Here is a 23,264-nt window from a genome sequence, read left to right as displayed (position 1 = left end):
GGAGGGAATAAAATACATGAAACATAAAATTGCTGTACTGGCAGATGTACATGGAAATGCAACTGCTTTAAAAGCAGTTATCGAAGATTCTATGAAAGAAGGTGTGACTGATTATTGGTTTTTAGGAGATTTAATTATGCCTGGTCCTGGATCGAATGATTTATTTGAAATATTAGAAAGTATTAACGTTGATACTTATGTACAAGGAAACTGGGAAGATAGTTTTCTTGACGTTCTTAATAAAAATATTGATATTGATAACGCAACTGATATTTATGTTTCTAGATTAGTTCAGTATCAATGTGAAAACTTGGATGAAAACTATATTAAGCATGTTAAAAATTTACCATTACATATAACAAAACAGGTTAATGATTTATCAATCAGTATTAGTCATAATCTACAAAATAAAAATTACGGGGGAGATTTGTGGCCCACTAATAATCAGGGACAGTTTGATCGGTTATTTGATCGTGATTATGATATTGCGATTTACGCTCATACCCACCATCAATTATTGCGCTATAGTAGCAATGATCAATTAATTATTAACCCAGGAACAGTTGGACAACTTTTTACAAGTGGAATAAGCTAAACTCTGACTTACGTGCTCAGTATGCAATTCTTGAAATTGATGAGGCAGGGATTACTGATGTGAGGTTTAAAAAGGTTTTTTACGATGTAGAAAAGGAATATAAAAATGCCATAAATAAAAATCTTCCTTATATTGATTTATATCGTGAGCTGTTAGAGACAGGAAAAACTCATACGCATGATATTGAATTATTACAAGAAATTAATGACAAATATAATTATAAAGATGAAGTAATTAAGTTTATTGAGAAAATCTGATGGGAATTTAATAAAAAGAAATGAACATTGTTGAATGTTAGGTTAGTCATGATTTTTACATAATCAAGAGCTATTGTAGAATGAAACTTAGATGTAAAATGATTTTTGTATTTTATATTGATTGAAAACAAGCATCCCCCTGTACTACGTATATGACGGGGGGATGCTTGTTTTTTAAGGCTTCACATCTAAGTTCTGTAAAAATAAAGTTGCTGTTACGTAACGTTTTGCTAACATTTGTACATATGCGGTATGTACAGAAAGGGTCGCAATAATAATAGCGTTACGAATTGCTTCGCGTTGTTCGTTATTAATTTGATCGAACTTGCTTGCGATTTTATCAGCTTTTTCTTTTACGATGTTTTCAATTGTATGAACGGTATCTGTTGCATTTAATTGTAAGCAATTCCCTTGATTGAGTTCTTCAAATAGAGAAGAGTATGCTACATATAAATGAACAGGATTGATTAAATCATCACTTCGATCGGCTGGGTCATTTACAATAAGGCGTAATAGCTTACGAATGGATTCAAAATCAAGTGCTGTTTTTAAATCTTCGACAATAAATAGTAAGGCTGCTTGTTCAATTGAATATTTTTTCCCCTTTTGAGGAGAGCCAATCATTTCTTTTATATCTCGTTTCACCCAGTTTTGCATAGCAGTTACAGAGAAACTTGTGTTTTCAATCTGATTGCCAAGCGCAACTATTTCATTTAAAGAAAAACCGACATCAGTATCGTCAATTTTAATCAGCTTTTCAAAAATAGGTGAAAGTGCGGTAGTAATAAAAGCTGTAACGCTTTGTCCGCTTTCAATATCTTTTTTATGTGACTTTGCCCAAGCTTCTTGTAAAATACCGAGAGGCTTTTTCGTATTCCATCCTCTTAGTGATAGAAGAAGGGTAGCCATTTCGTTTCGTGTGAGATGAAATGTTTCCATCTTTTCACCTCCAAAATAATAAAAAGTTCTTATGAACTTATAATATGTTTTGTTTCATTTAAAGTCAATTCTGTTTTGCTTAATTTTTCCTTTGTCACCAAACTGTCGGAAGTAAATAATACTTGCATATTTCGACAAAAGTTCATATAATAAGTTCATAAGAACCTTTAAAATGTTCTTAAAAACAAATCTATCATTCTGAATTTACTAGAAAGATAGATTTCACATATATCTATATAAAAGGAGAATGGATATAATATGTTGAAAAAACTTGTAGCAGTAATGACAGCATTCATGGTTATCTTTGGGGCTAGCAGCTTTATGTTCGTAGATCATGCGGCAGCGAAAAGTTACAAATCTGGTAAAAAATCATTTACACCAAGTTCAGGTCAAAAGTCAAAAGTTGATTTAAACAAAAAAGACTCAAATGTAAATTCTCAAAAAACGACTCCAGATTCAAAAACGAAAGCAACAAATACAGCACCAAAAAGTAATAAAGGAAGCTTTATGAAAGGTTTATTACTAGGTGGTCTTGGTGGTTTACTAATGGGTAGCTTATTTGCAAATATGGGAGCTCTTGGTTCTGTATTAGCGTTTATGGTAAATATGTTAGTAATGGCTGGTATCGTAATGTTAGCAGTTCGTGCATTTAAATACTTCAAAGACCAACGTAAGAAGAAGGCAGATGAAGTAGCATGGAAACAATAAAAATTTCTGAACAAGAGCTTATAAATGCGCTTTGTATATATATCGCTGAAAAAAGACAAGTGGGTCCAGAAGAAGTATTAGTTGAACTTATGTATGATGATGACTACGGTTTCTCTGCGGAAGTAGAGGTAAATGGTCGCCAGCAAATTTTAATTCAAGCAAACTTAATCGAAGCTTTACGCTTATTGCTTGACAGAGAATATAATGTCAATCCATTCGCAGCGAGATTGCAACTTGAATTAGATGATGAAGAAGGAATTTACGCATTAGCGAAATTTAATAACTCAGATGAGTAGAGAAAAGAGCTGTTGAGAATAATCTCAGCAGCTCTTTTTAGTATGTGCATATGTAGAAGAATAATCACGCCAAATTTCATTCATTTTTCGTCTACCGATATCTACCATCGGATTAAACTGAATTGCAGCTTTCTGACGAACAAAGTGAACGTTTTGCATGGCGTGAGATAATTGTTGGTCGACTATATCACGTTTTTTACTTGCATATTTTGCGATAGATAGACCTGCAACTGTTCCTTGCGCCATCGCAATTTTTCCGCTTTCAATGCCTGTAATATTGCCAGCTACAAATAAACCAGGAAGAGGAGTTTCCATTGTTTCGGAATGGAGAGGAACGTGTCCGCCTAATTCTGAAATGTAATGGAAGGGACAACCGGCTACAGCTGCAAGTTCGGCAAGTGGGTATAATCCCCCGGCAATACATACAAAATCTGCTTCATATATTTTCTCTGTTCCATTAATAACATTTCCTTTAGAGTCAATATTAGCAATACGTACACCTTCAACTTGATCTGTTCCGATAATTTCAAGAGCTGCTTTCCGAAGGTGAAGTGGCGTTCCGTTTATTTTCATTCCGTTGTTTGGATAGAATGTTAATCCAGCTTTTCGAATCCAATCAAATTTCATAAAGTGGCTACCTATTCGCAAGAAAGCAGAAGGAGCGAGGTGAGCTACATTTAAAAGAGAGTTTAAAACTTCTTCAGGTTCACCAGCTTTTTGACTTAACTCGCTTTTCTCAGGGAGTACAATATGATCCACTGTAATTCCCGCTAATTGCAATTCACTTAAAATGGCGAAAGACAAAATGTTAGCACCAATAATAATTCCTTTTTTTCCAACTTGCACGCGATGAACATTTGTCATAACTTGAGCTGCTCCAATTGACATCACTCCTGGAAGTGTCCAGCCAGGAAGGGGAATAGAATATTCCGCAGCTCCAGTAGCAAGTAGTACGAAAGGTGTTTCTAACGTACCGATATTAGTATGTACAAACCAATTGTTTTCATCTCTATCTAAATTATAGACCGAAACACCGCACCTGATATGTACTGAAAGTGATTCTGCTTCTTCATGAAGTCGCTTCGATTCTTCTATTCCGTTCCACCATTCTCCAGTAGGCTCTTGATGCAACTGTCCTAACAATCTCCCGCCCGGCTTCATAAATTCATCAATAACGAGCACTTTTAGTCCGAAACGAGCACAAGAGATAGAAGCAGATAATCCCGCTGGCCCTGCACCTATAATAATTACATCACTCATCGCTTTTTCACCATCTCTCTCACGATATTCGGATGCTGTTTCCCGCTTTCAACAACCATGTTTTCTTCTACAACAGTTAAGCATGCGCGTACATTTGTTTGATTATTTACTGTCACGCGGCATTCGGAACAGTGCCCGATATTACAATAAATACCTCGCGGTGTTCCGCTATCTTCATGAACTCTTAATGTCCGTATTCCATTTGCTAACAGGGCAGCAGCTATCGTTTCATGTTCATATGCTTCGTATTGATGACCGTTAAATTGAAAGGTAATACGCTCACTACTTTGTAAAGTACCTAAAATAGGGTGATGTGTAATTCTACTCATTTACTTTCACCTACTGATCCAAAAGTAACTGCACGTATTGGTGGTTGATATTTTAACGGTAGTTCATTAAGAGTTACGTCAGGATTCGCATTTTCAATCATTCGATCTATCATTATTCTGCATGTGCGCCCACCGCAAAATCCCATGCCAGCACGTGTTCTTAGTTTTAATTCTCTTGCCGAGCAGTTATATTCAGCAATTGTCGATTGAAGTTGCCCATATGTAACCTCTTCACAACGACAAACGATTAAGTTGTTTTTATTTGTCATGTGTATTCCTCCTCTAGTTCGATTTTCACAAATTATATATGCAAAAATCATGCCAATATAGAGAGGAGATGGCTACCTGTAAACGCCTGATCGGTGCATACTGATTCTTTATTGAAGTCCAAGTTTCTTTAAACGATTATATAAAGTAGCCCTTGTTACACCAAGTTGTTTTGCGCATTCTAATTTATTCCCATTTAAAATTCGTAAAGCCCTTTCAATAACTTTTTTCTCATGCTCATCCATCTCTTCTTGTAAAGAAAGGATTGTATTATTGTTGCTGAGTAATAGGGAATGAGCTGTATGGTTGTCTAAAGTTTCAGTCGTATGAAATGGTAGATATTCTTGTTTTATAATTCCGTCTGTTGCGAATACCACAAGCCGTTCAACAACGTTTCGAAGTTCGCGAATATTACCTGGCCAATTGTAATGAAGCAGTTCATGCATAATGCTTGAAGGTAGGTCACGAATTGGTCGGTTATAGTTGATTGAAAAATCATTTAAGAAAGAATAAGTTAATTCAATAATATCCTCGCGTCTTTCGCGCAGCGGTGGAATATGCAAGCTAACTACATTTAAGCGGTAATATAAATCTTCTCGGAAAGTTCCTTTTCTCATTTCTTCTTGTAAATCACGATTTGTAGCAGCGATAATGCGGAAATCAATATTAATTTCTTTTTCACCACCAACTCGGTAATACTTTCGCTCTTGCAGTACACGTAACAGTTTTACTTGCATATCAAGTGGCATTTCACCTATTTCATCAAGAAATAAAGTACCGCCTTGCGCGAGTTCAATTTTCCCTTTTTTTCCTTTACTATTTGCTCCAGAAAACGCCCCACGCTCGTAACCAAATAATTCACTTTCAAATAACGCTTCTGGAATTGCCCCGCAGTTAATCGAAATGAAAGGCGCCTTCGCTGCCTCACTTGCTTCATGAATTGCTTTCGCAAATACTTCTTTTCCAACTCCGCTTTCCCCAAGTATTAAAACAGTTGATTTTACCGAACAAACTTTTCTAGCTAATTGTATCGTTCTTTGTATAACAGGACTTTTCCCATTCATCGCAAGGAATGGATCGGATTCATCTTTATACTTTGCCACTTCTTGTTCTAAACGGTGCATTTCATGTGACATATTAAATAGTTTTTCATTTAAAGCGACTTGATTTGTAACATCTGTTTCTGAAACGACTGCTCCTATAATTTCATCATTACAATAAACTGGATTTGAATTAATTAATACGAATAAATCGGGACGAGGCTGATGGAACTGAGCGACTATGCTTTTTCCATCATGTAAAGATTGTAAAATTTCCAAGTCTTTATAATCAAAAAAACGAGTAATCGGTTGCCCAATAATCTCATTATGATTGACTGAAAATATTTTTTCAGCGCCATCTGTCCAAGTTCGAACGTATTCTTTACTATCAATGACTGTAACAGAAGAGTCAGTTGTTTGTATTACAGTGTCATAAAATGACTGTAGTTCATTGTAGGACTTATAAAGAAATGGAATCATTTGCTGAGAAGTTATACAGCATAGCGGCTCATTGTTTTCGTTAAGGATGATAACAGCTAATTCATAAGAAAAAGCGTCAATTAATGCAGTGAATGAGTCATCTACATAAATAATTGCGCAATTATATTCTTCTGTAGTAGAAGGGAGATAATAAAACCTTTCGTTTATTTTCTTAATGCGATCAAGGCTACATGTATGATTGATTAAAGCGCTTTCCAAAAATTCTTGTATAGTCGGAAATGAAAATGCCATAATGTCCTCCTGTTATGTATAAAAATTTTGACAGTGATAAAAAAATAATACACATATTTACTATAAATTTAAAATATTTTTACAAATAAAAATATTATTTATAAAAATTGTATATGTACAGAATTGGCACGTCAATTGCATAAAAGAAAGTGAGAGGTTTAGGGAAAGGAGGAGTATAGTGTGAGGCACTGCGACGTTTTAATTATAGGTGGTGGAATAATAGGGTGTTCTATCGCTTATTACACTTCAAAATACGGAAGAGATGTAACAATCATTGAAAAAGGAGAATTTGTCAGCGGGACGTCTTCACGGTGTGATGGGAATATTTTGGCCATTGATAAAGACCCAGGGTTTGATAGTCAAATGTCTTTAGTAAGTCAAAAATTAGTAACTGATTTAAGTGAAGAATTAGAGCATTCATTTGAATATAGGGCACCAGGAAGTATTCTCGTATGTGAGTCAGACGAAGAGATGGAAGCTGCGCAGCAATGGGTAAATCGGCAAAAAGAAGCTGGATTACCGTTTCGAATGCTTGATAGGCAAGATATAAGAGAAGAGTCGCCTTTTTTTGCTGATGATTTATTAGGCGGTTTAGAATGTGCGACGGATTCAACTGTGAATCCATATCTCCTTGCATTCTCGCTTCTGTCAGAGGCACAAAAGTTTGGCACAAAAGCCTTTAAACAGACCGAAGTAAAGAGTATAAACATAGATACGAATGGTTCATTTGTTGTAGAAACTACGAATGGAACTTTTACAGCACAACAAGTTGTAAATGCAGCCGGTGTGTGGGCTCCTAAGATTGGTCAGATGTTAAATATAAATATACCAATTGAACCGAGAAAAGGGCATATTATTGTAGCTTCAAGGCAACAACACGTAGGGTGCCGTAAAGTAATGGAATTCGGTTATTTAATTTCTAAATTTGGCGGAAAACGAAAAGTAGATGCTTTAACTGAAAAATACGGGGTTGCGCTCGTATTTGAGCCTACTGAAAGTCAAAATTTCTTAATTGGAAGTAGCCGTGAATTTGTAGGGTTTCATACGAGAATAAACAATGAAGTCATTAAATGTATTGCAAATAGAGCGATTCGCTTTTATCCGAAAATGGCAGATATGATGGTAATTCGTTCTTACGCTGGTTTACGTCCGTGGACAGAAGATCATTTACCGATTATTTCACGAGTGGAACATATTCCAAATTATTTCATTGCCGCTGGGCATGAAGGGGATGGGATTAGTCTTGCAGCAGTTACTGGGAAAGTAATTGAAGAGTTATTAAATGAAAAAGAGACAATTATTCCTATTGAACCACTTCGTTTGAGTCGTTTTACAGAAAGGGTGTTAAACGGATGAAGTCACAAAGAGTCTTTACGACAATTGATACACATACGGGTGGGAATCCAACGAGGACATTAATTAGTGGACTTCCAAAGTTGATTGGAGAGACGATGGCAGAGAAGATGTTACATATGAAAAAGGAGTATGATTGGATTCGAAAATTGTTAATGAATGAACCGCGTGGTCATGATGTAATGTCAGGGGCATTATTAACAGACCCGTGTCATCCTGAGGCTGATATAGGTGTTATATACATAGAGACAGGTGGATATTTACCGATGTGTGGTCACGATACAATCGGTGTATGTACAGCGTTAGTTGAATCAGGTTTAATTCCGGTAGTTGAACCAATTACTTCTTTAAAACTAGATACACCGGCTGGCTTAGTTGAAGTAGATATTGCTGTTCAAGATGGAAAAGCAAAAGAAGTATCTTTCTGTAACATACCAGCTTTTTTATTAAAAAATATTACTGTACAAGTGAAAGACATTGGAACTATAGAAGCTGATATTGCGTATGGAGGGAATTTTTATGCCATTATTGATGCGAAATCAGTAGATCTAGAATTAGTACCAGAAAATGCATCTACAATCATCGATAAGGCGATTCATATAAGAAACACAATTAATGAGAAGTTTGAAATCACTCATCCAGAGTATTCGTTTATAAGAGGATTAACACATGTTGAATTTTATACAGATCCTACTCATGAATGTGCGCATGTGAAAAATACAGTTGTTGTACCACCAGGCGGAATAGATCGATCTCCATGCGGTACAGGAACATCTGCGAAGCTAGCTGTATTATACGCTCAGAAAGAAATCGAAATTGGTGAAGAGTTCATTCATGAGAGTATCGTTGGTTCTTTATTTAAAGGATATGTCATGAATACGACACATGTTGAAAATATTGAAGCTGTCATAACGAAAATTACGGGATCAGCTTGGCTTATGGGTATGCATAGATTTTTTTACAATGAAATGGATCCACTTAAAGAAGGATTTTTGCTAATTCCGCCGATGGAACATGAAACGGAGGATATAAAATGAACATTCAAAAAATGTATACAGCAGTAGACGTACATGTAAATGGCGAGGCATTTCGTGTAATGAAAGACGTACCATGCAAATACTACTACAGTTTGGAGCAATTAAATGAACAATTTTCAGGTGAATTAGCAGAAGAGATGAAGCTTTTATTAAATGAACCACGTGGTTTTATCGGTTTGAATGGGTGCATTGTCGTTCCATCTATCCATAATGAAGTGGATGCAGCTGTATTATTTTTTAATCATGAAGGTTCGATTCCGCTTCATTATGGAGGCATTGTTGCAGTAATAACGATGTTACTCGAAAGTGGGTATTTAAAAAAGAGAGAGTCCAATCAATACAAAATTGAAACGTTATCTGGAATATTTTTAGTTCATGCGTATGTAGAGAATGATGAAGTTATATCGGTTTCGTTTGAAAGCAAACTATGCTATTTGATTGAGGAAAATTTACAGGTTGGTAATGTAAGTTATTCTCTCATACAAGCAGATAAAGTATATGCAGTTGTAGAAAAAGGTGCGTATTCGCCAGAAATTCGTGTTGAAAACATTTCAGAATTGAAAAGATGGGGAGAAGCTACACTGCAGGCTATACAAAAACAGTCGCTAATAAAAAGGCTTATTTTAGTAGATCCTTCGCAAAAAGAAAAGAACCATATAAAGTCGATTACATTTCATGAAGATAACTTTATCGTACGTTCGCCAGGTTTTGTTTCTACTATCGTTTCCTATGTTCATGCGTTATTTAAAAATGATTATATGGCGGATAAACCTTTTAAAAATGAAAGTATATTTAATAGTTTTATAACTGTGGAAAAAGTGAAGAAGGAGGAACTAGGATACATTTTCCGTTTTGAAAGTAGAGGATTTATTACAGGAATGCAGACGTTTCTATTAGACCCTACGGATCCATTTCCGGCAGGTTTCTTATTAAAATAAAATGTGATAAGGAGAGATAAATATGCAAAAAATTAAAGGGGCATTTCCAGTATTAATAACACCGATGGATGAATTTCAGGAAATTAATTGGGATGGGGTAAAACAAAATGTAAATTACTTTATCGAACAAAACGTTGCAGGTATCATCATTAATGGAAGTACAGGAGAATTTGTAAGTTTATCAAAAGAAGAACGATTTAAAATGGTAGAAACCGTGTTGAAAGAAATTGATGGCCGTATTCCAGTCATTGTTGGAACTGCAGCAGAGACGACGAAAGAAACAATTGAATATACGAAACATGCAGAAGCGCACGGAGCGGATTGTGCATTAATTATAAACTCTTACTATTGTAAACCGAAGGAAGAGGAGATTTATTTTCATTTTAAAGAAATCTCAAACTCTGTAAATATACCAATTATGTTATACAATAATCCATTTACTTCTGGTGTTGATATGAGTACAGAGCTAATGCTCCGTATTGGAAAAGAGTGTGAAAATGTTACACATATTAAAGAATCTAGCGGAGATATTCGAAAAGCAAGAGATTTAGTAAGACAAAGTGAAGGGGCTTTCCAAGTCTTCTGTGGTTCTGAAGATTTAGTTATGGAATCATATTTAGTTGGTGCCTCGGGATGGGTTTCAGTAGCAGGAAATATCGTTCCCGGTCTCGTTACAAAAATGTATGAGCATTTTCAAAATGGTGAATTAGAAAAGGCGTGGGAAATAAACGATGCTATTTTACCACTTTGCGAGTTTCTTGAAGGATCAGGGAAATATGTTCAAATCGTTAAACGTTCTATGGAATTACATGGGCAAGCCGGAGGACCTTCTCGCTATCCAAGACTAGGGTTAACTGCTGACGAAGATCAAAAGCTTCAAATGATTTTATCAAATATTGCAGCTCATGCAGCTGTTTAAATAAGGAGGAGAACATAATGTTAAAGACAAATATTGAGCTGAAACCAAAAGTGGAAGTGTTTCTAAATGAAGAAATTAAAATGTTTATTAATGGCGAATTTGTTTCTGCTATTGGCGGAAAGACGTTTGAAACGTATAATCCGGCTACAGAAGATGTTCTAGCTGTCGTATGTGAAGCGCAAGAAGAGGATATTGATGCTGCAGTAAAAGCGGCAAGATCTGCATTTGAATCTGGTCCGTGGGCAGAAATGACTACTGCTGAAAGAGCGCATCTTATTTATAAGTTAGCAGATTTAATTGAAGAACATAGAGAAGAATTAGCGCAACTAGAAGCTTTAGATAATGGAAAGCCATATCAAGTAGCACTTGATGATGATATTTCAGCGACTGTAGAAAATTATCGTTATTACGCAGGATGGGCTACAAAAATTATTGGGCAAACCATACCAATTTCAAAAGATTACTTAAATTACACGAGACATGAACCTGTAGGTGTTGTAGGTCAGATTATTCCGTGGAATTTTCCGCTCGTTATGTCTTCTTGGAAAATGGGAGCTGCACTGGCGACAGGTTGTACGATCGTATTAAAGCCAGCAGAGCAAACGCCTTTATCTTTACTGTATACAGCGAAACTCTTTAAAGAGGCTGGATTTCCAAACGGTGTTGTAAACTTTGTACCAGGATTTGGTCCTGAAGCAGGGACGGCAATTGTAAATCACCATGACATTGATAAAGTTGCTTTTACAGGATCTACTGTTACTGGAAAGTATATTATGCGTCAGTCTGCAGAAATGATTAAGCATGTAACGTTAGAGCTTGGCGGAAAATCACCAAATATCATTTTAGAAGATGCGGACTTGGAAGAAGCAATTAATGGTGCATTCCAAGGTATTATGTATAATCACGGTCAAAATTGTAGCGCAGGATCACGTGTGTTTGTTCATCGTAAACATTATGAAACTGTAGTAGATGCACTTGTGAAAATGGCGAACACCGTAAAACTTGGAGCAGGTATGGATAAAGAAACGGAAATGGGTCCACTCGTATCTAAGAAACAACAAGAGCGTGTGTTACATTACATTGAGCAAGGGAAGAAAGAAGGTGCTACAGTTGCGGCTGGTGGCGAACGTGCGCTTGAAAAAGGTTATTTCGTTAAGCCAACTGTATTCACAGACGTTACAGACGATATGACAATCGTTAAGGAAGAAATATTTGGACCAGTTGTTGTTGTACTTCCATTTGATTCGACAGAAGAAGTAATTGAACGAGCGAACAACTCATCCTATGGCCTTGCTGCGGGTGTATGGACGCAAAATATCAAAATGGGTCATCAAGTGGCAAATAAATTAAAAGCAGGAACAGTATGGATTAATGATTATAACTTAGAAAATGCAGCTGTACCATTTGGTGGATACAAACAATCTGGTATTGGTCGCGAGTTAGGTTCATATGCGCTTGATAATTATACAGAAGTGAAAAGTGTTTGGGTAAATATAAAGTAATAGGACGTTTTACTGAAAATAATTGAGGGATGAAATAATGAAAGATGCGGACAACTAGAAAGTTTGATAATAGTTGTCCGTTTTTTATATACAAAATTGCTTTTCCAAAGAATGATAAGGGGGATTTGGATGGAGAATTTAGTAGAATGGTTAGTAGGGCAAGTGTGGAGTATCGGTTTAGTTGTTTTTGCATTAGGGGCAGGCGTATATTTCACGATTGCAACACGCTTTTTGCAAATTCGTTATTTTAAAGAGATGATTAAACTATTATTTGAAGGAAAGGGTTCAGAGACAGGAATATCATCTTTTCAGGCATTTTGTTTAGCCTTATCGGGAAGAGTTGGAATTGGTAATATTGCAGGGGTAGCGACAGCTATCGCTTTCGGCGGGCCTGGAGCTGTATTTTGGATGTGGGTCATGGCTTTGTTAGGGGCAGCGAGTGCGTTTGTAGAATCAACATTATCTCAAGTATACAAAAGTAAAGTAGGGAATGAATATCGCGGCGGTACTCCATATTTTATTGAGAAAGGTTTAAAAATGAAATGGTTTGCAGTCATTGTAGCGGTAGTTGTAACACTTTCGTATGGAGTGTTATTACCAGGTATTCAATCTAGTAGTATCGCAGTTGGATTCGAAAACTCTAATGGTATTAGCAAATATATAACTGGTATATTTTTAGTCGTGTTACTAGCAGCAATTATTTTTGGTGGTGTAAAGAGAATTGCTGGCGTTTCTCAAATGCTTGTTCCATTTATGGCAATTGGTTATGTAATTGTTACATGTATCATATTAATTGCGAATGTAACGGAGATTCCAAGTATGTTTGCTTTAATTTTCTCTAGCGCATTTGGTGTAAATGAAATGTTTGGTGGAATTGTTGGTGCAGCTATTGCATGGGGCGTAAAACGCGCTGTATTTTCAAACGTTGCTGGTGTCGGAGAAGCGACGTATAGTTCGGCTGCTGCTGAAGTATCGCATCCTGCAAAACAAGGATTAGTTCAAGCATTTTCCGTATATATCGATACAATTGTCGTATGTACAGCGACAGCTCTTATGATTTTAATAACAGGTATGTATAATGTTATACCTGAAGGGAAAACCGCTATTGTACAAAACATAGGAAATGTGGAAGCTGGTCCAATTTATACACAACAAGCAGTTGAAACTGTGATAACAGGGTTTGGTCCAATATTTATTTCAATTGCGATTTTCTTTTTTGCATTTACAACGCTACTCGCTTATTACTATATCGCTGAAACGACACTTACTTATTTAGATCGTCAACTGAAGTATGGCTGGTTAAAACCAGTTTTAAAATTTGGATTTTTAATTATGGTTTACATCGGTAGTGTTGAATCAGCGTCGCTTTTATGGGATCTTGGAGATTTAGGAATTGGTAGTATGGCATGGTTAAACTTAATCGCAATCTTACTTTTAAGTAAAACCGCATTAAAAGTGTTAAAAGATTATGAAACGCAGAAAAAAGAAGGGAAAGATCCAGTATTTAATCCTAAAAATGTGGGGATTGAAGGATTAACCTTTTGGGAAGAAAGAAGTAAAGAGGTTGAAAGAAAACGTTCTAGAGAAAAAGTTATTGTAGATGATAATTTAAAATTATAACTTAAATTAACTGAAAATTCTTAATTCTAAAGAAGGTATATTGCCTCCATTTCATCACATACTACAATAAGTATGGATAATATGACTGGAGGGAATAAGATGGAACATGAGCAACATAGTTCGATAAATGATATTCTACATCATTATAAAGAAGGTATAGGTAGTTTTACAAATCAAATTCCTGAAATCGCTGAGACATATAATGCGTTCACGCAAGCTTGTTTTCAAGAGGATGCTTTAACAAAAAGAGAAAAGCAACTTATTGCATTAGGAATTAGTTTAGCAACGCAAGATGAGTATTGTACAATTTATCATACAAAAGGTTGTCTTGATCAAGGATGTTCGGATAAAGAGATTCTGGAAGCATGTGGTGTTTCAGCAGCATTTGCTGGCGGAGCTGCGATGAGTCAAGCGGTAACTTTAGTGCAAGAGTGTTTAACAGAACTGAAAAATCAAAAGCATTGAATAAAAAAACGTTTTAAACTTTATGTTTAAAACGTTTTTTATTTGAAATTAAATTTGTATTCAATTTAATATTCTATATCTTCATAAATAGATTTTTCTACATCAGGAAGAACTGTGTATATACTCTTACCGATTAAAGCTTCTAATTCTTTCTTAATCGCATAAAACCCTTTCCAATGTAAAGATGTATGAGATGTTGTACCATGACGCAAACCAACAGAAATTAATCTTCTTTCCAGCGTAGTAAAGCCACCCGCATCAGCAAGAGCGTCACAAAGAGTAATTACTTTATTGTATAAGTCGTAGTTACAATGTTCATTTAATATTTCAACTAACCGGCTTCTCATATGGTCAGGAACGAGACTCCATTCCGCTGCGATATCTATATGTTCATTTTTGCATGGGAATGAGTGTGTCACACAAATAACAGCGTTTCCTGTATACCCTAAATCATTCATATACATATAACCATCATAGGAATGAATGACCGATTTGGTAAAACCTTTGTATCTTCCGATATCATGCAAAAGGGCAGCGTTATATGCTATGTCAGCATCTAGGTTATACCCATTTTTAATAAGTTCTATAATTATGTTTTCAGTTGCATGAGCAACATGTAGTGAATGTTCAAACCAAGGGCCCGGGTTTTGTTCATATGCCCATTCGAGTAATTCTTTTGCGTACGTTCTATCTAATATATATTTCATATCGTTATCCTTTCACAAAAAATCATATCTTTCTATAAATTCATCTTATTATTTCATTATTCCTTCTTTAAAAATTGTTACAATGAAACAAAAGGGGGAAAAGTAATGCGAAATTTAGTAATTGAAGAAATAAAGCAACTAGAAAATGATATGGAAGAACTTTCGAAACTTTTGAAAATGGTTGTAAATGATGGGGCATCAATTGGTTTTTTGCCTCCACTGGAACAAAAAGACGCAACAAAGTATTGGCAAACAGTATTAGCGCCAGAAGTGATATTGTATGTGGCTAAAATAAACAACGAAGTAGCAGGGAGTATTCAATTACAATTAGTTACTAAGCCTAACGGAATTCATAGAGCCGAGATTTGCAAATTAATGACTCATCCAAACTTTAGACGTAACGGTATTGGACGATCGCTTATGCAAAAAGCAGAGGAACGAGCAAAGCAAGAAAACAGGTCTCTTTTAGTATTAGATACTAGAGAAGGAGATCCTTCCAATAAACTGTACAAATCACTAGACTACCAAGAAGTTGGAACAATACCAGGGTATGCAATTTCTCCGAATGGTAAGTTAGATGCTACGGTTATTTATTATAAAAACATTTAAGGTATAATCAAACGGGGAGAGTGCTTAATTATTAGTAAGTGAATAATAAACAACTATTTTTAACACAGTCTATATTTTTCTGGCGGTGTTAAAATAGTTAATTATAATCTAATTAACGCACTAAATGAATTTGAGAAATTTTTTAGAGGGTTCTTTTAGTAATGATTCTCGTCTTATAATAAATGTAGAGAAGATGACTAGCCAACTATAGTTATTTTCGCTTTATTATCGGAAGGGGATGAAAGTATGAAAAAGAATAGTTTACAAAAGATGAAGAAAGTTATTTTAAGTGGTGGAGTATTACTTACGGGATTATTAACATTTGGATTTTCAGAAAAGGCTTCAGCTCATGGATATGTAGAATCACCAGCGAGCCGATCTTATTTATGTAAGCAAGGGGTAAATGTAAATTGTGGACCGATTCAATATGAACCACAAAGCGTAGAAGGGATAGGTGGATTTCCGCAACTAGGACCTTCTGATGGACAAATTGCAGGGGCTGGTCATTTTCCCGCTTTAGATGTTCAAACTGTAGATAGGTGGAAGAAAGTTACGTTAAATGGCGGGACGAATACATTCAAGTGGAAACTAACGGCTCCTCATAGTACAAAAGAGTGGAAATATTATATTACGAAAAAAGGTTGGAATCCAAATAAACCTTTAACGCGATCGGATTTAGATTTAGTGCCATTCTATGTGAAAAATGACGGTGGAGCTAGACCAGGGACGACAGTAACGCACGAAGCAAATGTACCAACTGACCGTAGTGGATACCATCTTATTTTAGCTGTTTGGGAAATTGCAGACACTGGAAATGCGTTTTATCAAGTTATAGATGTAAACCTTTTGAATAATGGCTTATCCTCAAATTTCGCTTTTAACAATGTAGTGCAAGCTCCTACACTATTTTAATTGAAACATACATTTCGATCATCTAATTCATTTTAGATGATTTTTTTATGAAAATGATGAAAAATATAGAAGAAAGTGCAATTATTTATAAAAAAATATGCTTTAAATATTGTCATATTTGCTTCTTTAAGATATCCTTTTCATGAAGAGGTGGAAAACATGGAAAAAGTACTAGTTTTCGGGCATAAAAACCCAGATACAGATGCAATTTGTTCTGCAATTGCTTATGCAGAATTGAAAAAAGAATTAGGAATGAATGCTGAGCCTGTACGTTTAGGCGAAATCAGCGGTGAAACTCAATTTGCGTTAGACTATTTTAAAGTAGAAGGACCGCGTTTTGTTGAGACAGTAGCAAGCGAAGTGGACAACGTTATTTTAGTTGACCATAACGAGCGTCAACAAAGTGCTAACGATATCGAATCAGTTCGTGTGTTAGAAGTTATTGACCATCACCGTATTGCTAACTTTGAAACAAGCGATCCTATATACTATCGTTGTGAGCCAGTTGGCTGTACAGCTACAATCTTAAACAAAATGTACAAAGAAAATGGCGTAACAATTCGTAAAGAAGTTGCAGGTTTAATGTTATCTGCAATCATTTCAGATTCTTTACTATTCAAATCTCCAACTTGCACAGAACAAGACGTAGCAGCTGCTCGTGAATTAGCGCAAATCGCTGGTGTAGATGCAGATAACTACGGCTTAGAAATGTTAAAAGCTGGTGCTGACTTAAGCGGAAAAACAATGGAGCAATTAATCTCTCTTGACGCTAAAGAATTCCAAATGGATAATGCGAAAGTTGAAATCGCACAAGTAAACGCTGTTGATACAAACGACGTTCTTGTACACCAAGCGGAACTTGAAAAAGTAATTTCTGCAGTAGTAGAAGAAAAAGGTTTAGACCTATTCTTATTCGTTGTAACTGATATCTTAACTAACGATTCTGTCGGTCTTGCGATCGGTAAAGCAGCAAACGTTGTTGAGAAAGCATACAACGTATCACTAGAAAACAATACAGCTACTTTAAAAGGTGTTGTATCTCGTAAAAAACAAATCGTACCAGTATTAACAGAAGCATTCCAAGCTTAATCGTATTGCGTACAGATGAACAGTAAGGACAAGTAGTCAGATTGGCTACTTGTCCTTTTTTATTTATAATAAGCAGAAATTTTTAACTTTTAAACAGTCGCATTGTGTATGCTTAATGATATGGAAGTATTGAAAAGTAAATTACAGGGGCTTTTTGAAAAAATATTGCATCTGTTTCAAAATTAGAGAGCTGGATTTCGGAGGAACTGCGTTTAAACGCTGAAATACAGATGTTGCGTTTAACTTTTTAGAAGAAAGGATATAAAGTTTTGATTAACGAATTAAAATAAGGATAGCGTTAGCTATCCTTATAATCGTTTATTCGTAAGATTTTTTCTTGTTTATATAAAATGTGATTATCGTAGTAATGAAGAAAATAGGTATCGCATACACTTGCCCAACAAATAACTTCCAGCCGACATAATTATAGCCTTCAGATGCTGGGATGATAACGGAAATAACGCAAACAATAAAATAGACTAATAGTGCAGGGATAATATTTTTCATTTTTATGGACCTCCTTCCTAATTTAATTTATAAATCATAATATTTCAATTTAATTATAAAAAATTTGAAGAAAAAAATGCAAAAATTTTTATGGTATTATAATATTTGCAATGAGAGTGATCCATAGTACATATATGGTAAAATGTGTAATTTAAACTTTTCAGAATTATTATATAGTATTTTGAGAGAAAAATGTACAAAATAATGAATTTTATTTACCAAAGTAAAGGGAGTAGAAATATATATGAAAAGGATATGTATAATTCCATGTGGAAAAAAGAAAATTTGGGATAAACATTCAGACTACGGACCGATGGAAGCAAAAGATGTGTATATTAGTCCGTTCGGAAAAGCATGTCAGGCGTACGCAACTATGTTTTTCGAAAACTGGGTTATATTATCGGCGAAACATGGATTTTTAAGACCAAATGATATTGTATTAGAAAACTATGATCTTGCATTTGATTCAAAAAGCGATGAGGTAATAAATATAGAGCAATTACAAAAACAGATGGTAGATAAAAGTTTATTACAGTTTGACGAAATCGTCTTACTAGCAGGGAAGAAGCATAAAAAAGTAGTGACAAAGTTATATCCAGAAGAAATGATTACATATCCGCTAGAGGGGTGTAAAGGGATTGGATATATGTTGCAGAGGTTGAAAGAAGCTGTGAAGGAAGGGGAGGAAATATAGGTGTAGTTTCAGTGATTTTAAACTCTATTTATTTAGAGAGCTGAAAAGTAAAATAGAGTTTTTAGGCATCGCCGAAAGGGTGATGCTTTTTTTTGTTCGTGTCGTCATTCATGTAAAAGTAATTTAGAGAATAAATCATTCGATTTATGAAGCGATAGCTTTTTTATATCGATAACAAATTGCTTCACTTCTAGAAAATGTAGGACATATGGGTACAGTTAAGATTGTAAGTGGGAATAGCAATAAGACAAGTTTTGAATAGGATATTAAGAAAGGAGATGTTGATAAATAATGGCCAGATATAGTTTGCACGGAGGACACAATAGTATTGTTCAAGGTGCTAATTTTGGGAATCGGAAAGAACACGTTTTAGATAGGCAAGTTAAAGATGCTGTGGCGGCTAAGTTAAGATCCCTAGGACACACGGTTTATGACGATACGGACGAGGTAGGGGCAACTCAATCACAAAATTTAAATAATATCATTCGGAATAGCAATTCCCATGCTGTGGATTTAGTTATTTCTTTTCATCTTAATGCAAGTGATGGAAATGGACAGGGTGTTGAGGTTTTGTATTATGATCAGAAAGATTTGGCGGCTAAAATCTCAGCTCAACTAGCAAAAGATATTGGATGGCGTGATCGAGGTGCGAAACAGCGTACAGATTTAGCGGTATTAAATGGGACGAAAGCACCTGCTATTCTTATAGAATTAGGATTTATTGACAATGAATCTGATATGGCAAAATGGAATGTTGATAAAATCGCTAATTCTGTTGTATTTGCTCTTACAGGACAAACTGGAGGAGGTGCAGCGGATTTGCTCAAAGTAAAAACTGGTGGTGTAGCATTTAGTAATTTACAAGCTTTGGCTCAAGCTATGGTAGATGCGGGTATTGATGGACAAATTGTCGTTCAGAAAGATGGCATTGGTTATGCTATAACGAATGGCTATCCGTCTGGAAATATCGATAAATTTACAGCTTGGTTAGATGCACGAAAATGGTACTATGAGTACGTGAGATAAAATGAAAATTAGTTTGATTAAAAACTAAAAATTGTCTTATATTTAGTTAACAACTATATTAAGTAACTAATAATTATGTAACTATAAAAATATGGACAATGTATATGTAAATTAGTAAACAAAACCACCTGTCAGAAAGGTGGTTTTGTTTATCTAGCTATTTGTGGGCAGTAAAATTCTTATCTCAAAATTCGGATGAAGCTAAGAAATTAAGTGGGAATTTCACTGCTCGTAGCCTCCTACTAATTATAGTTTCACTTTATATAGTTTAGAGCTTTGTAAATCTTTACTTGTTAAACCTGTAATAATATTTTGTTTTCTCAATACATAAGCCGAATTTTAAATTATTACCCAATAATATACTACCTCTCATACTATTTATTAGTTGATAATAGCAAAAAAACAAGCTTTGAATATAATAATGAAAAAGGAGATGTTAAATAATGGGTTATATTGTAGATATTTCGAAATGGAATGGCGACATTAACTGGGATATCGCAGCACCACAATTGGATTTCGTAATTGCACGTGTGCAAGATGGTTCAAACTATGTAGATCCTTTATATAAAAATTATGTACAAGCAATGAAAGCACGGAATATTCCGTTTGGTAATTATGCGTTCTGTCGTTTCGTTTCAGTAGAGGATGCACAGATAGAAGCAAGAGACTTTTGGAACCGTGGTGATAAAAATGCAACAGTTTGGGTAGCTGACGTAGAAGTAAGAACAATGAACGATATGAGAGCGGGTGCACAAGCTTTTATTGATGAATTACGCAGATTAGGAGCTAAGAAGGCTGGTTTATATATTGCTCATCATATGTATGCTCCATTTGGAATGGCAAATGTCAATTCTGATTTTGTATGGATTCCTCGTTATGGTGGTAACAAACCGGCATATCCATGTGATATTTGGCAATACACAGAAACAGGCAATGTGGCTGGTATCGGCAAATGTGATTTAAATAAGCTGATTGGAAATAAGCCGTTAGCTTGGTTTACAAATCAAATTGTTGAGCCGATAAAAAAACAAGAAGGGGTTGGAATTATAGTGAATAAATATAACAAAGTAGTTACTTATGAATTTGGTGTAAATTTAATTCCTGACATGATTCAAATGATGGATAAGCTTGGATATACTTCTAAAATAATATCTCGTGGAGATAATCAAGGGCTTGTGTATTTCGAAACAGATTATCGTCAAGGGAATGAACTGGACAAAGCAACTGCTTGGTTAGATACGAAAGGAATTAAATATTTTTATACAAAAGAGTAGTTTGCTAAATAAAAAGCCGTCATGTGACGTTTTTTTATTTTTATGTAATCTTTTAACTCTACTTATAATATGGAGAAAATAGACTAATAAACAAGCCTTTGTATACTTTCAAACATAGAATATGATGAATTCTATTAAGGAGGAAGCAGATTCATGGGAAATACTTGTCATTGTGGGCATTCCCGAAATTGTAATACATTTTGGGATAATTTAATGTTTGGGAGATGTAGATGTAAACGCAATGATTTTCACGAATGTTGTTGCAAAGAGAAACCGAAATGTGAGTGTGAAAAATGTCATTGTAAAACAAAACCGAAATGCCATTGTATTCATGAAGAGGAAGGGTATTAATAATAAAAAAGAGTACGATTATGTACTCTTTTTTTGGGTGATTATATTCCATCTTGAACAGATTTCTTTACAATTACCCATGTGTCTTTCTTTTTAACCGTTATAGCTACATTAGTTCCATTAGATTCCTTATAAAAGATATATCCATTGTTTGAGTTTACATATGTTACTGGTTCGCCTATGCAATCTCGCGAGCAGGATTTGTTGACCAGTTCAATTAGGGATAGTTCACTTGGATCGGTTTTGCTTGCTTCTATAACAGCATCAAGGCTTGTTTTTCGATAACCTTGCAAGTTTATATGAAAAAGCTGCTCTATTTCTCCTGTAATGCTAGTGTTCATTACTTCTACTGAATTCTTTTTTTCTTGAAGAAAGCCGTTTTCATAAAGTAATTTTGTATAGCCAATCCATGCTATTAATACTAGCATGAAAAACATACCCGTCATTTTAAGTATTCGAAGTCGTTTGCTTATAATTGTTTCTGAGTATTTCATTCACTCTAATCCTCCAATGTTTTTAATTTAAAATATGCTTGGATACATACTTTTAGAAGAGGATGAAAGTTAATGAGTTTTCAATAAAAAAGAAAACATCCAGAGTTAGATGCTTTCTTTTTTTGTATTTTTGGCTATCTGTTCGTTACTTGTTTCATAAGTGGTCTTATTTCTTTAACTGGTGGTTTCTTATCATAGGCATCAACGTAAGAAAAGTAGTAGTTTAAGTTTCTTAGAAGACCTTTTCCTATTTTTGCACTTAAGAAAGGAAATACTTGTCCGGTATAATCATCAAGAGATTTACAGTAATATTTTTCATCTAAATATATACTGTATTTACATGTTAGTTCTACTAAAGGATTCCCTTCATCATCAAATACTTCTTTAGAATCAATAATATCTATTAGTGCAAATTTTTCATTTAAGTAAACTTTCTTTTTTTTCTCGTGTTTATTTGTAAGTATAAAAACGAGACCAATCGCGTTAATCAAACTATTTCCTCCTATAAAAAACGGATATTAATAAAATATATCGATATAAGCTAAATGTAAAGAGGAGAGGTGAAATATCATGGAGAGAAAACTAAATAAGCCGATTTATGTTTGGAAACCGACTTATTTTTATCAAGTATTACTTAGTAGTAATATCTACTCTGATTAAAGTTTCACTTTATTGAAATACTTGCGGGAATTGTTTTACGATTGCGTTTGTTATCATGTCGGCCATTTCTAATGCTTCTTTTTCAATTTTATCGTAAAGTTTTACTCCTGCTTCATAATCTTTATTTAGGAAGGCAAGTGCTTCTGCTTTCGTTAGTGCTAAATGTTCATAAAACATTTTTCTAAATTCTTCTTTATCTATATATGGGTTGATACTGTTAAGAAATTCAATAATTTCATCACCATTAGCGTACCATTTTTTCTCTATAGCGGCCGCTGCATTTTGATTACCAGCTTTTGCGGCTTTAACAAGATCCGCTGCAATTACTAAGTGATCTTTAATTAATGCACTATATTTTTTCACTGCATCCTCACCGTAAAATGGTTCAAGTGATAGTCCCATATGTGTTGCGTTTTGTAGAAGTCGTCCAACAGTAACGTTAACATCTGGTAAATTAAAGACTATACTTATAATAGCCAATCTCGTCCAAGCGACGTGTTGTTCCCATAAAGAACGCATATACCCTTTTAAAAAATTCTCATTTTTACTAATTCGGTAGTTCCGTACGGATAAATCATAGTTTACATAAGGGTTATGGTAGGGGGAGTAATACGATTGCCAATAAGAATACATAAATAGTAACACTCCTTTGAACATGTATAACTCAAAGTATGATGAAGATTT

The 23,264-nt window shown here is 34.8% G+C and carries 25 protein-coding genes and 2 pseudogenes; 17 read left to right on the top strand and 10 right to left on the bottom strand.

What is annotated here, in order from left to right:
- The first annotated feature begins 16 nt into the window (after positions 1 to 16).
- A pseudogene (locus tag M1D73_RS14220) lies at positions 17 to 852 on the top strand (metallophosphoesterase family protein).
- Between the two features lie 174 nt (positions 853 to 1,026).
- Here M1D73_RS14220 and M1D73_RS14215 read toward each other — a convergent pair.
- A complete protein-coding gene (locus M1D73_RS14215) occupies positions 1,027 to 1,791 on the bottom strand; it encodes a DUF1836 domain-containing protein (RefSeq protein WP_000447231.1) in 765 nt (254 codons plus the stop codon).
- A gap of 258 nt (positions 1,792 to 2,049) precedes the next feature.
- Here M1D73_RS14215 and M1D73_RS14210 point away from each other — a divergent pair, with 258 nt between their 5' ends.
- Both M1D73_RS14210 and M1D73_RS14205 read left to right on the top strand, forming a co-directional pair.
- Positions 2,050 to 2,499: a hypothetical protein gene (locus M1D73_RS14210; RefSeq protein WP_000914478.1), complete on the top strand. Its 450-nt coding sequence runs from the start codon at positions 2,050 to 2,052 to the stop codon at positions 2,497 to 2,499.
- The gene (locus M1D73_RS14205) at positions 2,487 to 2,795 is read left to right on the top strand and encodes a YxcD family protein (protein ID WP_000447747.1); all 309 of its coding nucleotides are present in this window, start codon (positions 2,487 to 2,489) and stop codon (positions 2,793 to 2,795) included. Before M1D73_RS14210 ends, M1D73_RS14205 begins: the two co-directional genes overlap by 13 nt.
- A gap of 24 nt (positions 2,796 to 2,819) precedes the next feature.
- Here the strand turns inward: M1D73_RS14205 and M1D73_RS14200 are convergent, their stop codons facing one another.
- The 4 genes from M1D73_RS14200 to M1D73_RS14185 form a co-directional block, all read right to left on the bottom strand.
- Positions 2,820 to 4,055, bottom strand: a complete 1,236-nt coding sequence (locus tag M1D73_RS14200; RefSeq protein ID WP_121868277.1) for an NAD(P)/FAD-dependent oxidoreductase — start codon at positions 4,053 to 4,055, stop codon at positions 2,820 to 2,822.
- Positions 4,052 to 4,384, bottom strand: coding sequence for a (2Fe-2S)-binding protein (locus M1D73_RS14195; protein ID WP_000087065.1), 333 nt, complete (start codon positions 4,382 to 4,384; stop codon positions 4,052 to 4,054). Before M1D73_RS14195 ends, M1D73_RS14200 begins: the two co-directional genes overlap by 4 nt.
- Positions 4,381 to 4,653, bottom strand: coding sequence for a (2Fe-2S)-binding protein (locus M1D73_RS14190; protein WP_000182619.1), 273 nt, complete (start codon positions 4,651 to 4,653; stop codon positions 4,381 to 4,383). The genes M1D73_RS14195 and M1D73_RS14190 overlap by 4 nt, the downstream gene beginning before the upstream one ends.
- A gap of 108 nt (positions 4,654 to 4,761) precedes the next feature.
- Complete coding sequence (locus M1D73_RS14185) at positions 4,762 to 6,423, bottom strand: sigma-54 interaction domain-containing protein (RefSeq protein WP_121868276.1); 1,662 nt, start codon at positions 6,421 to 6,423, stop codon at positions 4,762 to 4,764.
- A gap of 180 nt (positions 6,424 to 6,603) precedes the next feature.
- On the opposite strand from M1D73_RS14185, the gene M1D73_RS14180 reads away from it, so the two are divergent.
- From M1D73_RS14180 to M1D73_RS14150, 7 genes are all read left to right on the top strand, one after another.
- Positions 6,604 to 7,779 (top strand): NAD(P)/FAD-dependent oxidoreductase, encoded by a 1,176-nt coding sequence (locus M1D73_RS14180; RefSeq protein ID WP_001215261.1) that lies wholly within the window; start codon positions 6,604 to 6,606, stop codon positions 7,777 to 7,779.
- On the top strand, positions 7,776 to 8,813 hold the full coding sequence (locus tag M1D73_RS14175) for a proline racemase family protein (RefSeq protein ID WP_000842048.1): 1,038 nt from the start codon (positions 7,776 to 7,778) through the stop codon (positions 8,811 to 8,813). Before M1D73_RS14180 ends, M1D73_RS14175 begins: the two co-directional genes overlap by 4 nt.
- Positions 8,810 to 9,751 (top strand): proline racemase family protein, encoded by a 942-nt coding sequence (locus M1D73_RS14170; RefSeq protein ID WP_001025560.1) that lies wholly within the window; start codon positions 8,810 to 8,812, stop codon positions 9,749 to 9,751. The genes M1D73_RS14175 and M1D73_RS14170 overlap by 4 nt, the downstream gene beginning before the upstream one ends.
- A gap of 22 nt (positions 9,752 to 9,773) precedes the next feature.
- Positions 9,774 to 10,670 carry a 4-hydroxy-tetrahydrodipicolinate synthase gene (gene dapA / locus M1D73_RS14165; RefSeq protein WP_061113185.1) on the top strand — a complete coding sequence of 299 codons (897 nt, stop codon included), beginning with the start codon at positions 9,774 to 9,776 and terminating at the stop codon, positions 10,668 to 10,670.
- A 17-nt stretch (positions 10,671 to 10,687) separates the two neighbouring features.
- Positions 10,688 to 12,172, top strand: coding sequence for an aldehyde dehydrogenase family protein (locus tag M1D73_RS14160; RefSeq protein ID WP_121868275.1), 1,485 nt, complete (start codon positions 10,688 to 10,690; stop codon positions 12,170 to 12,172).
- Positions 12,173 to 12,301: 129 nt separating this feature from the next.
- Complete coding sequence (locus M1D73_RS14155; RefSeq protein WP_121868274.1) at positions 12,302 to 13,792, top strand: alanine/glycine:cation symporter family protein; 1,491 nt, start codon at positions 12,302 to 12,304, stop codon at positions 13,790 to 13,792.
- Between the two features lie 72 nt (positions 13,793 to 13,864).
- Positions 13,865 to 14,257: a carboxymuconolactone decarboxylase family protein gene (locus tag M1D73_RS14150; RefSeq protein WP_183128499.1), complete on the top strand. Its 393-nt coding sequence runs from the start codon at positions 13,865 to 13,867 to the stop codon at positions 14,255 to 14,257.
- A 65-nt stretch (positions 14,258 to 14,322) separates the two neighbouring features.
- Here M1D73_RS14150 and M1D73_RS14145 read toward each other — a convergent pair whose 3' ends face one another.
- The gene (locus tag M1D73_RS14145; RefSeq protein ID WP_000875112.1) at positions 14,323 to 14,964 is read right to left on the bottom strand and encodes an HD domain-containing protein; all 642 of its coding nucleotides are present in this window, start codon (positions 14,962 to 14,964) and stop codon (positions 14,323 to 14,325) included.
- A gap of 105 nt (positions 14,965 to 15,069) precedes the next feature.
- Between M1D73_RS14145 and M1D73_RS14140 the strand changes: the two genes are divergently transcribed.
- The 3 genes from M1D73_RS14140 (at position 15,070) to ppaC (ending at position 17,574) form a co-directional block, all read left to right on the top strand.
- Positions 15,070 to 15,573: a GNAT family N-acetyltransferase gene (locus M1D73_RS14140; RefSeq protein ID WP_001245258.1), complete on the top strand. Its 504-nt coding sequence runs from the start codon at positions 15,070 to 15,072 to the stop codon at positions 15,571 to 15,573.
- 246 nt (positions 15,574 to 15,819) lie between these two features.
- Positions 15,820 to 16,485, top strand: a complete 666-nt coding sequence (locus M1D73_RS14135; protein WP_000742279.1) for a lytic polysaccharide monooxygenase — start codon at positions 15,820 to 15,822, stop codon at positions 16,483 to 16,485.
- A 159-nt stretch (positions 16,486 to 16,644) separates the two neighbouring features.
- On the top strand, positions 16,645 to 17,574 hold the full coding sequence (ppaC, locus tag M1D73_RS14130) for a manganese-dependent inorganic pyrophosphatase (protein WP_086395547.1): 930 nt from the start codon (positions 16,645 to 16,647) through the stop codon (positions 17,572 to 17,574).
- Positions 17,575 to 17,892: 318 nt separating this feature from the next.
- Here the strand turns inward: ppaC and M1D73_RS14125 are convergent, their stop codons facing one another.
- Positions 17,893 to 18,081: a DUF4017 family protein gene (locus M1D73_RS14125; protein ID WP_000789486.1), complete on the bottom strand. Its 189-nt coding sequence runs from the start codon at positions 18,079 to 18,081 to the stop codon at positions 17,893 to 17,895.
- A gap of 244 nt (positions 18,082 to 18,325) precedes the next feature.
- Here M1D73_RS14125 and M1D73_RS14120 point away from each other — a divergent pair, with 244 nt between their 5' ends.
- From M1D73_RS14120 to M1D73_RS14105, 4 genes and pseudogenes are all read left to right on the top strand, one after another.
- On the top strand, positions 18,326 to 18,775 hold the full coding sequence (locus tag M1D73_RS14120) for a DUF6884 domain-containing protein (RefSeq protein WP_000820903.1): 450 nt from the start codon (positions 18,326 to 18,328) through the stop codon (positions 18,773 to 18,775).
- A gap of 291 nt (positions 18,776 to 19,066) precedes the next feature.
- On the top strand, positions 19,067 to 19,801 hold the full coding sequence (locus M1D73_RS14115; RefSeq protein WP_000135290.1) for an N-acetylmuramoyl-L-alanine amidase: 735 nt from the start codon (positions 19,067 to 19,069) through the stop codon (positions 19,799 to 19,801).
- A 443-nt stretch (positions 19,802 to 20,244) separates the two neighbouring features.
- Positions 20,245 to 21,075 (top strand): GH25 family lysozyme, encoded by an 831-nt coding sequence (locus tag M1D73_RS14110; protein WP_000540604.1) that lies wholly within the window; start codon positions 20,245 to 20,247, stop codon positions 21,073 to 21,075.
- A 217-nt stretch (positions 21,076 to 21,292) separates the two neighbouring features.
- Positions 21,293 to 21,483: pseudogene (locus M1D73_RS14105) on the top strand (hypothetical protein).
- Here the strand turns inward: M1D73_RS14105 and M1D73_RS14100 are convergent.
- From M1D73_RS14100 to M1D73_RS14090, 3 genes are all read right to left on the bottom strand, one after another.
- Positions 21,468 to 21,920, bottom strand: coding sequence for a hypothetical protein (locus tag M1D73_RS14100; RefSeq protein WP_000877572.1), 453 nt, complete (start codon positions 21,918 to 21,920; stop codon positions 21,468 to 21,470). The pseudogene M1D73_RS14105 and the gene M1D73_RS14100 sit on opposite strands and share 16 nt — an antisense overlap.
- Before the next feature lie 134 nt (positions 21,921 to 22,054).
- A complete protein-coding gene (locus M1D73_RS14095; RefSeq protein WP_000606231.1) occupies positions 22,055 to 22,411 on the bottom strand; it encodes a hypothetical protein in 357 nt (118 codons plus the stop codon).
- A gap of 178 nt (positions 22,412 to 22,589) precedes the next feature.
- Entirely contained in the window at positions 22,590 to 23,213 is a 624-nt protein-coding gene (locus M1D73_RS14090) for a hypothetical protein (protein WP_000287728.1), read from the bottom strand.
- Between the last annotated feature and the right edge of the window lie 51 nt (positions 23,214 to 23,264).

The organism is Bacillus sp. PK3-067 (genome assembly GCF_056738645.1).
Note: the sequence above shows the minus strand (reverse complement) of the source record. Positions and strands in the feature narration are given on the sequence as shown.

Coding starts and splice junctions, on each gene's coding strand:
- M1D73_RS14215 (WP_000447231.1), bottom strand. CDS start 1,791: ATGGAAACATTTCATCTCACACGAAACGAAATGGCTACCCTTCTTCTA.
- M1D73_RS14210 (WP_000914478.1), top strand. CDS start 2,050: ATGTTGAAAAAACTTGTAGCAGTAATGACAGCATTCATGGTTATCTTT.
- M1D73_RS14205 (WP_000447747.1), top strand. CDS start 2,487: ATGGAAACAATAAAAATTTCTGAACAAGAGCTTATAAATGCGCTTTGT.
- M1D73_RS14200 (WP_121868277.1), bottom strand. CDS start 4,055: ATGAGTGATGTAATTATTATAGGTGCAGGGCCAGCGGGATTATCTGCT.
- M1D73_RS14195 (WP_000087065.1), bottom strand. CDS start 4,384: ATGAGTAGAATTACACATCACCCTATTTTAGGTACTTTACAAAGTAGT.
- M1D73_RS14190 (WP_000182619.1), bottom strand. CDS start 4,653: ATGACAAATAAAAACAACTTAATCGTTTGTCGTTGTGAAGAGGTTACA.
- M1D73_RS14185 (WP_121868276.1), bottom strand. CDS start 6,423: ATGGCATTTTCATTTCCGACTATACAAGAATTTTTGGAAAGCGCTTTA.
- M1D73_RS14175 (WP_000842048.1), top strand. CDS start 7,776: ATGAAGTCACAAAGAGTCTTTACGACAATTGATACACATACGGGTGGG.
- M1D73_RS14170 (WP_001025560.1), top strand. CDS start 8,810: ATGAACATTCAAAAAATGTATACAGCAGTAGACGTACATGTAAATGGC.
- dapA (WP_061113185.1), top strand. CDS start 9,774: ATGCAAAAAATTAAAGGGGCATTTCCAGTATTAATAACACCGATGGAT.
- M1D73_RS14160 (WP_121868275.1), top strand. CDS start 10,688: ATGTTAAAGACAAATATTGAGCTGAAACCAAAAGTGGAAGTGTTTCTA.
- M1D73_RS14155 (WP_121868274.1), top strand. CDS start 12,302: ATGGAGAATTTAGTAGAATGGTTAGTAGGGCAAGTGTGGAGTATCGGT.
- M1D73_RS14150 (WP_183128499.1), top strand. CDS start 13,865: ATGGATAATATGACTGGAGGGAATAAGATGGAACATGAGCAACATAGT.
- M1D73_RS14145 (WP_000875112.1), bottom strand. CDS start 14,964: ATGAAATATATATTAGATAGAACGTACGCAAAAGAATTACTCGAATGG.
- M1D73_RS14140 (WP_001245258.1), top strand. CDS start 15,070: ATGCGAAATTTAGTAATTGAAGAAATAAAGCAACTAGAAAATGATATG.
- M1D73_RS14135 (WP_000742279.1), top strand. CDS start 15,820: ATGAAAAAGAATAGTTTACAAAAGATGAAGAAAGTTATTTTAAGTGGT.
- ppaC (WP_086395547.1), top strand. CDS start 16,645: ATGGAAAAAGTACTAGTTTTCGGGCATAAAAACCCAGATACAGATGCA.
- M1D73_RS14125 (WP_000789486.1), bottom strand. CDS start 18,081: ATGAAAAATATTATCCCTGCACTATTAGTCTATTTTATTGTTTGCGTT.
- M1D73_RS14120 (WP_000820903.1), top strand. CDS start 18,326: ATGAAAAGGATATGTATAATTCCATGTGGAAAAAAGAAAATTTGGGAT.
- M1D73_RS14115 (WP_000135290.1), top strand. CDS start 19,067: ATGGCCAGATATAGTTTGCACGGAGGACACAATAGTATTGTTCAAGGT.
- M1D73_RS14110 (WP_000540604.1), top strand. CDS start 20,245: ATGGGTTATATTGTAGATATTTCGAAATGGAATGGCGACATTAACTGG.
- M1D73_RS14100 (WP_000877572.1), bottom strand. CDS start 21,920: ATGAAATACTCAGAAACAATTATAAGCAAACGACTTCGAATACTTAAA.
- M1D73_RS14090 (WP_000287728.1), bottom strand. CDS start 23,213: ATGTATTCTTATTGGCAATCGTATTACTCCCCCTACCATAACCCTTAT.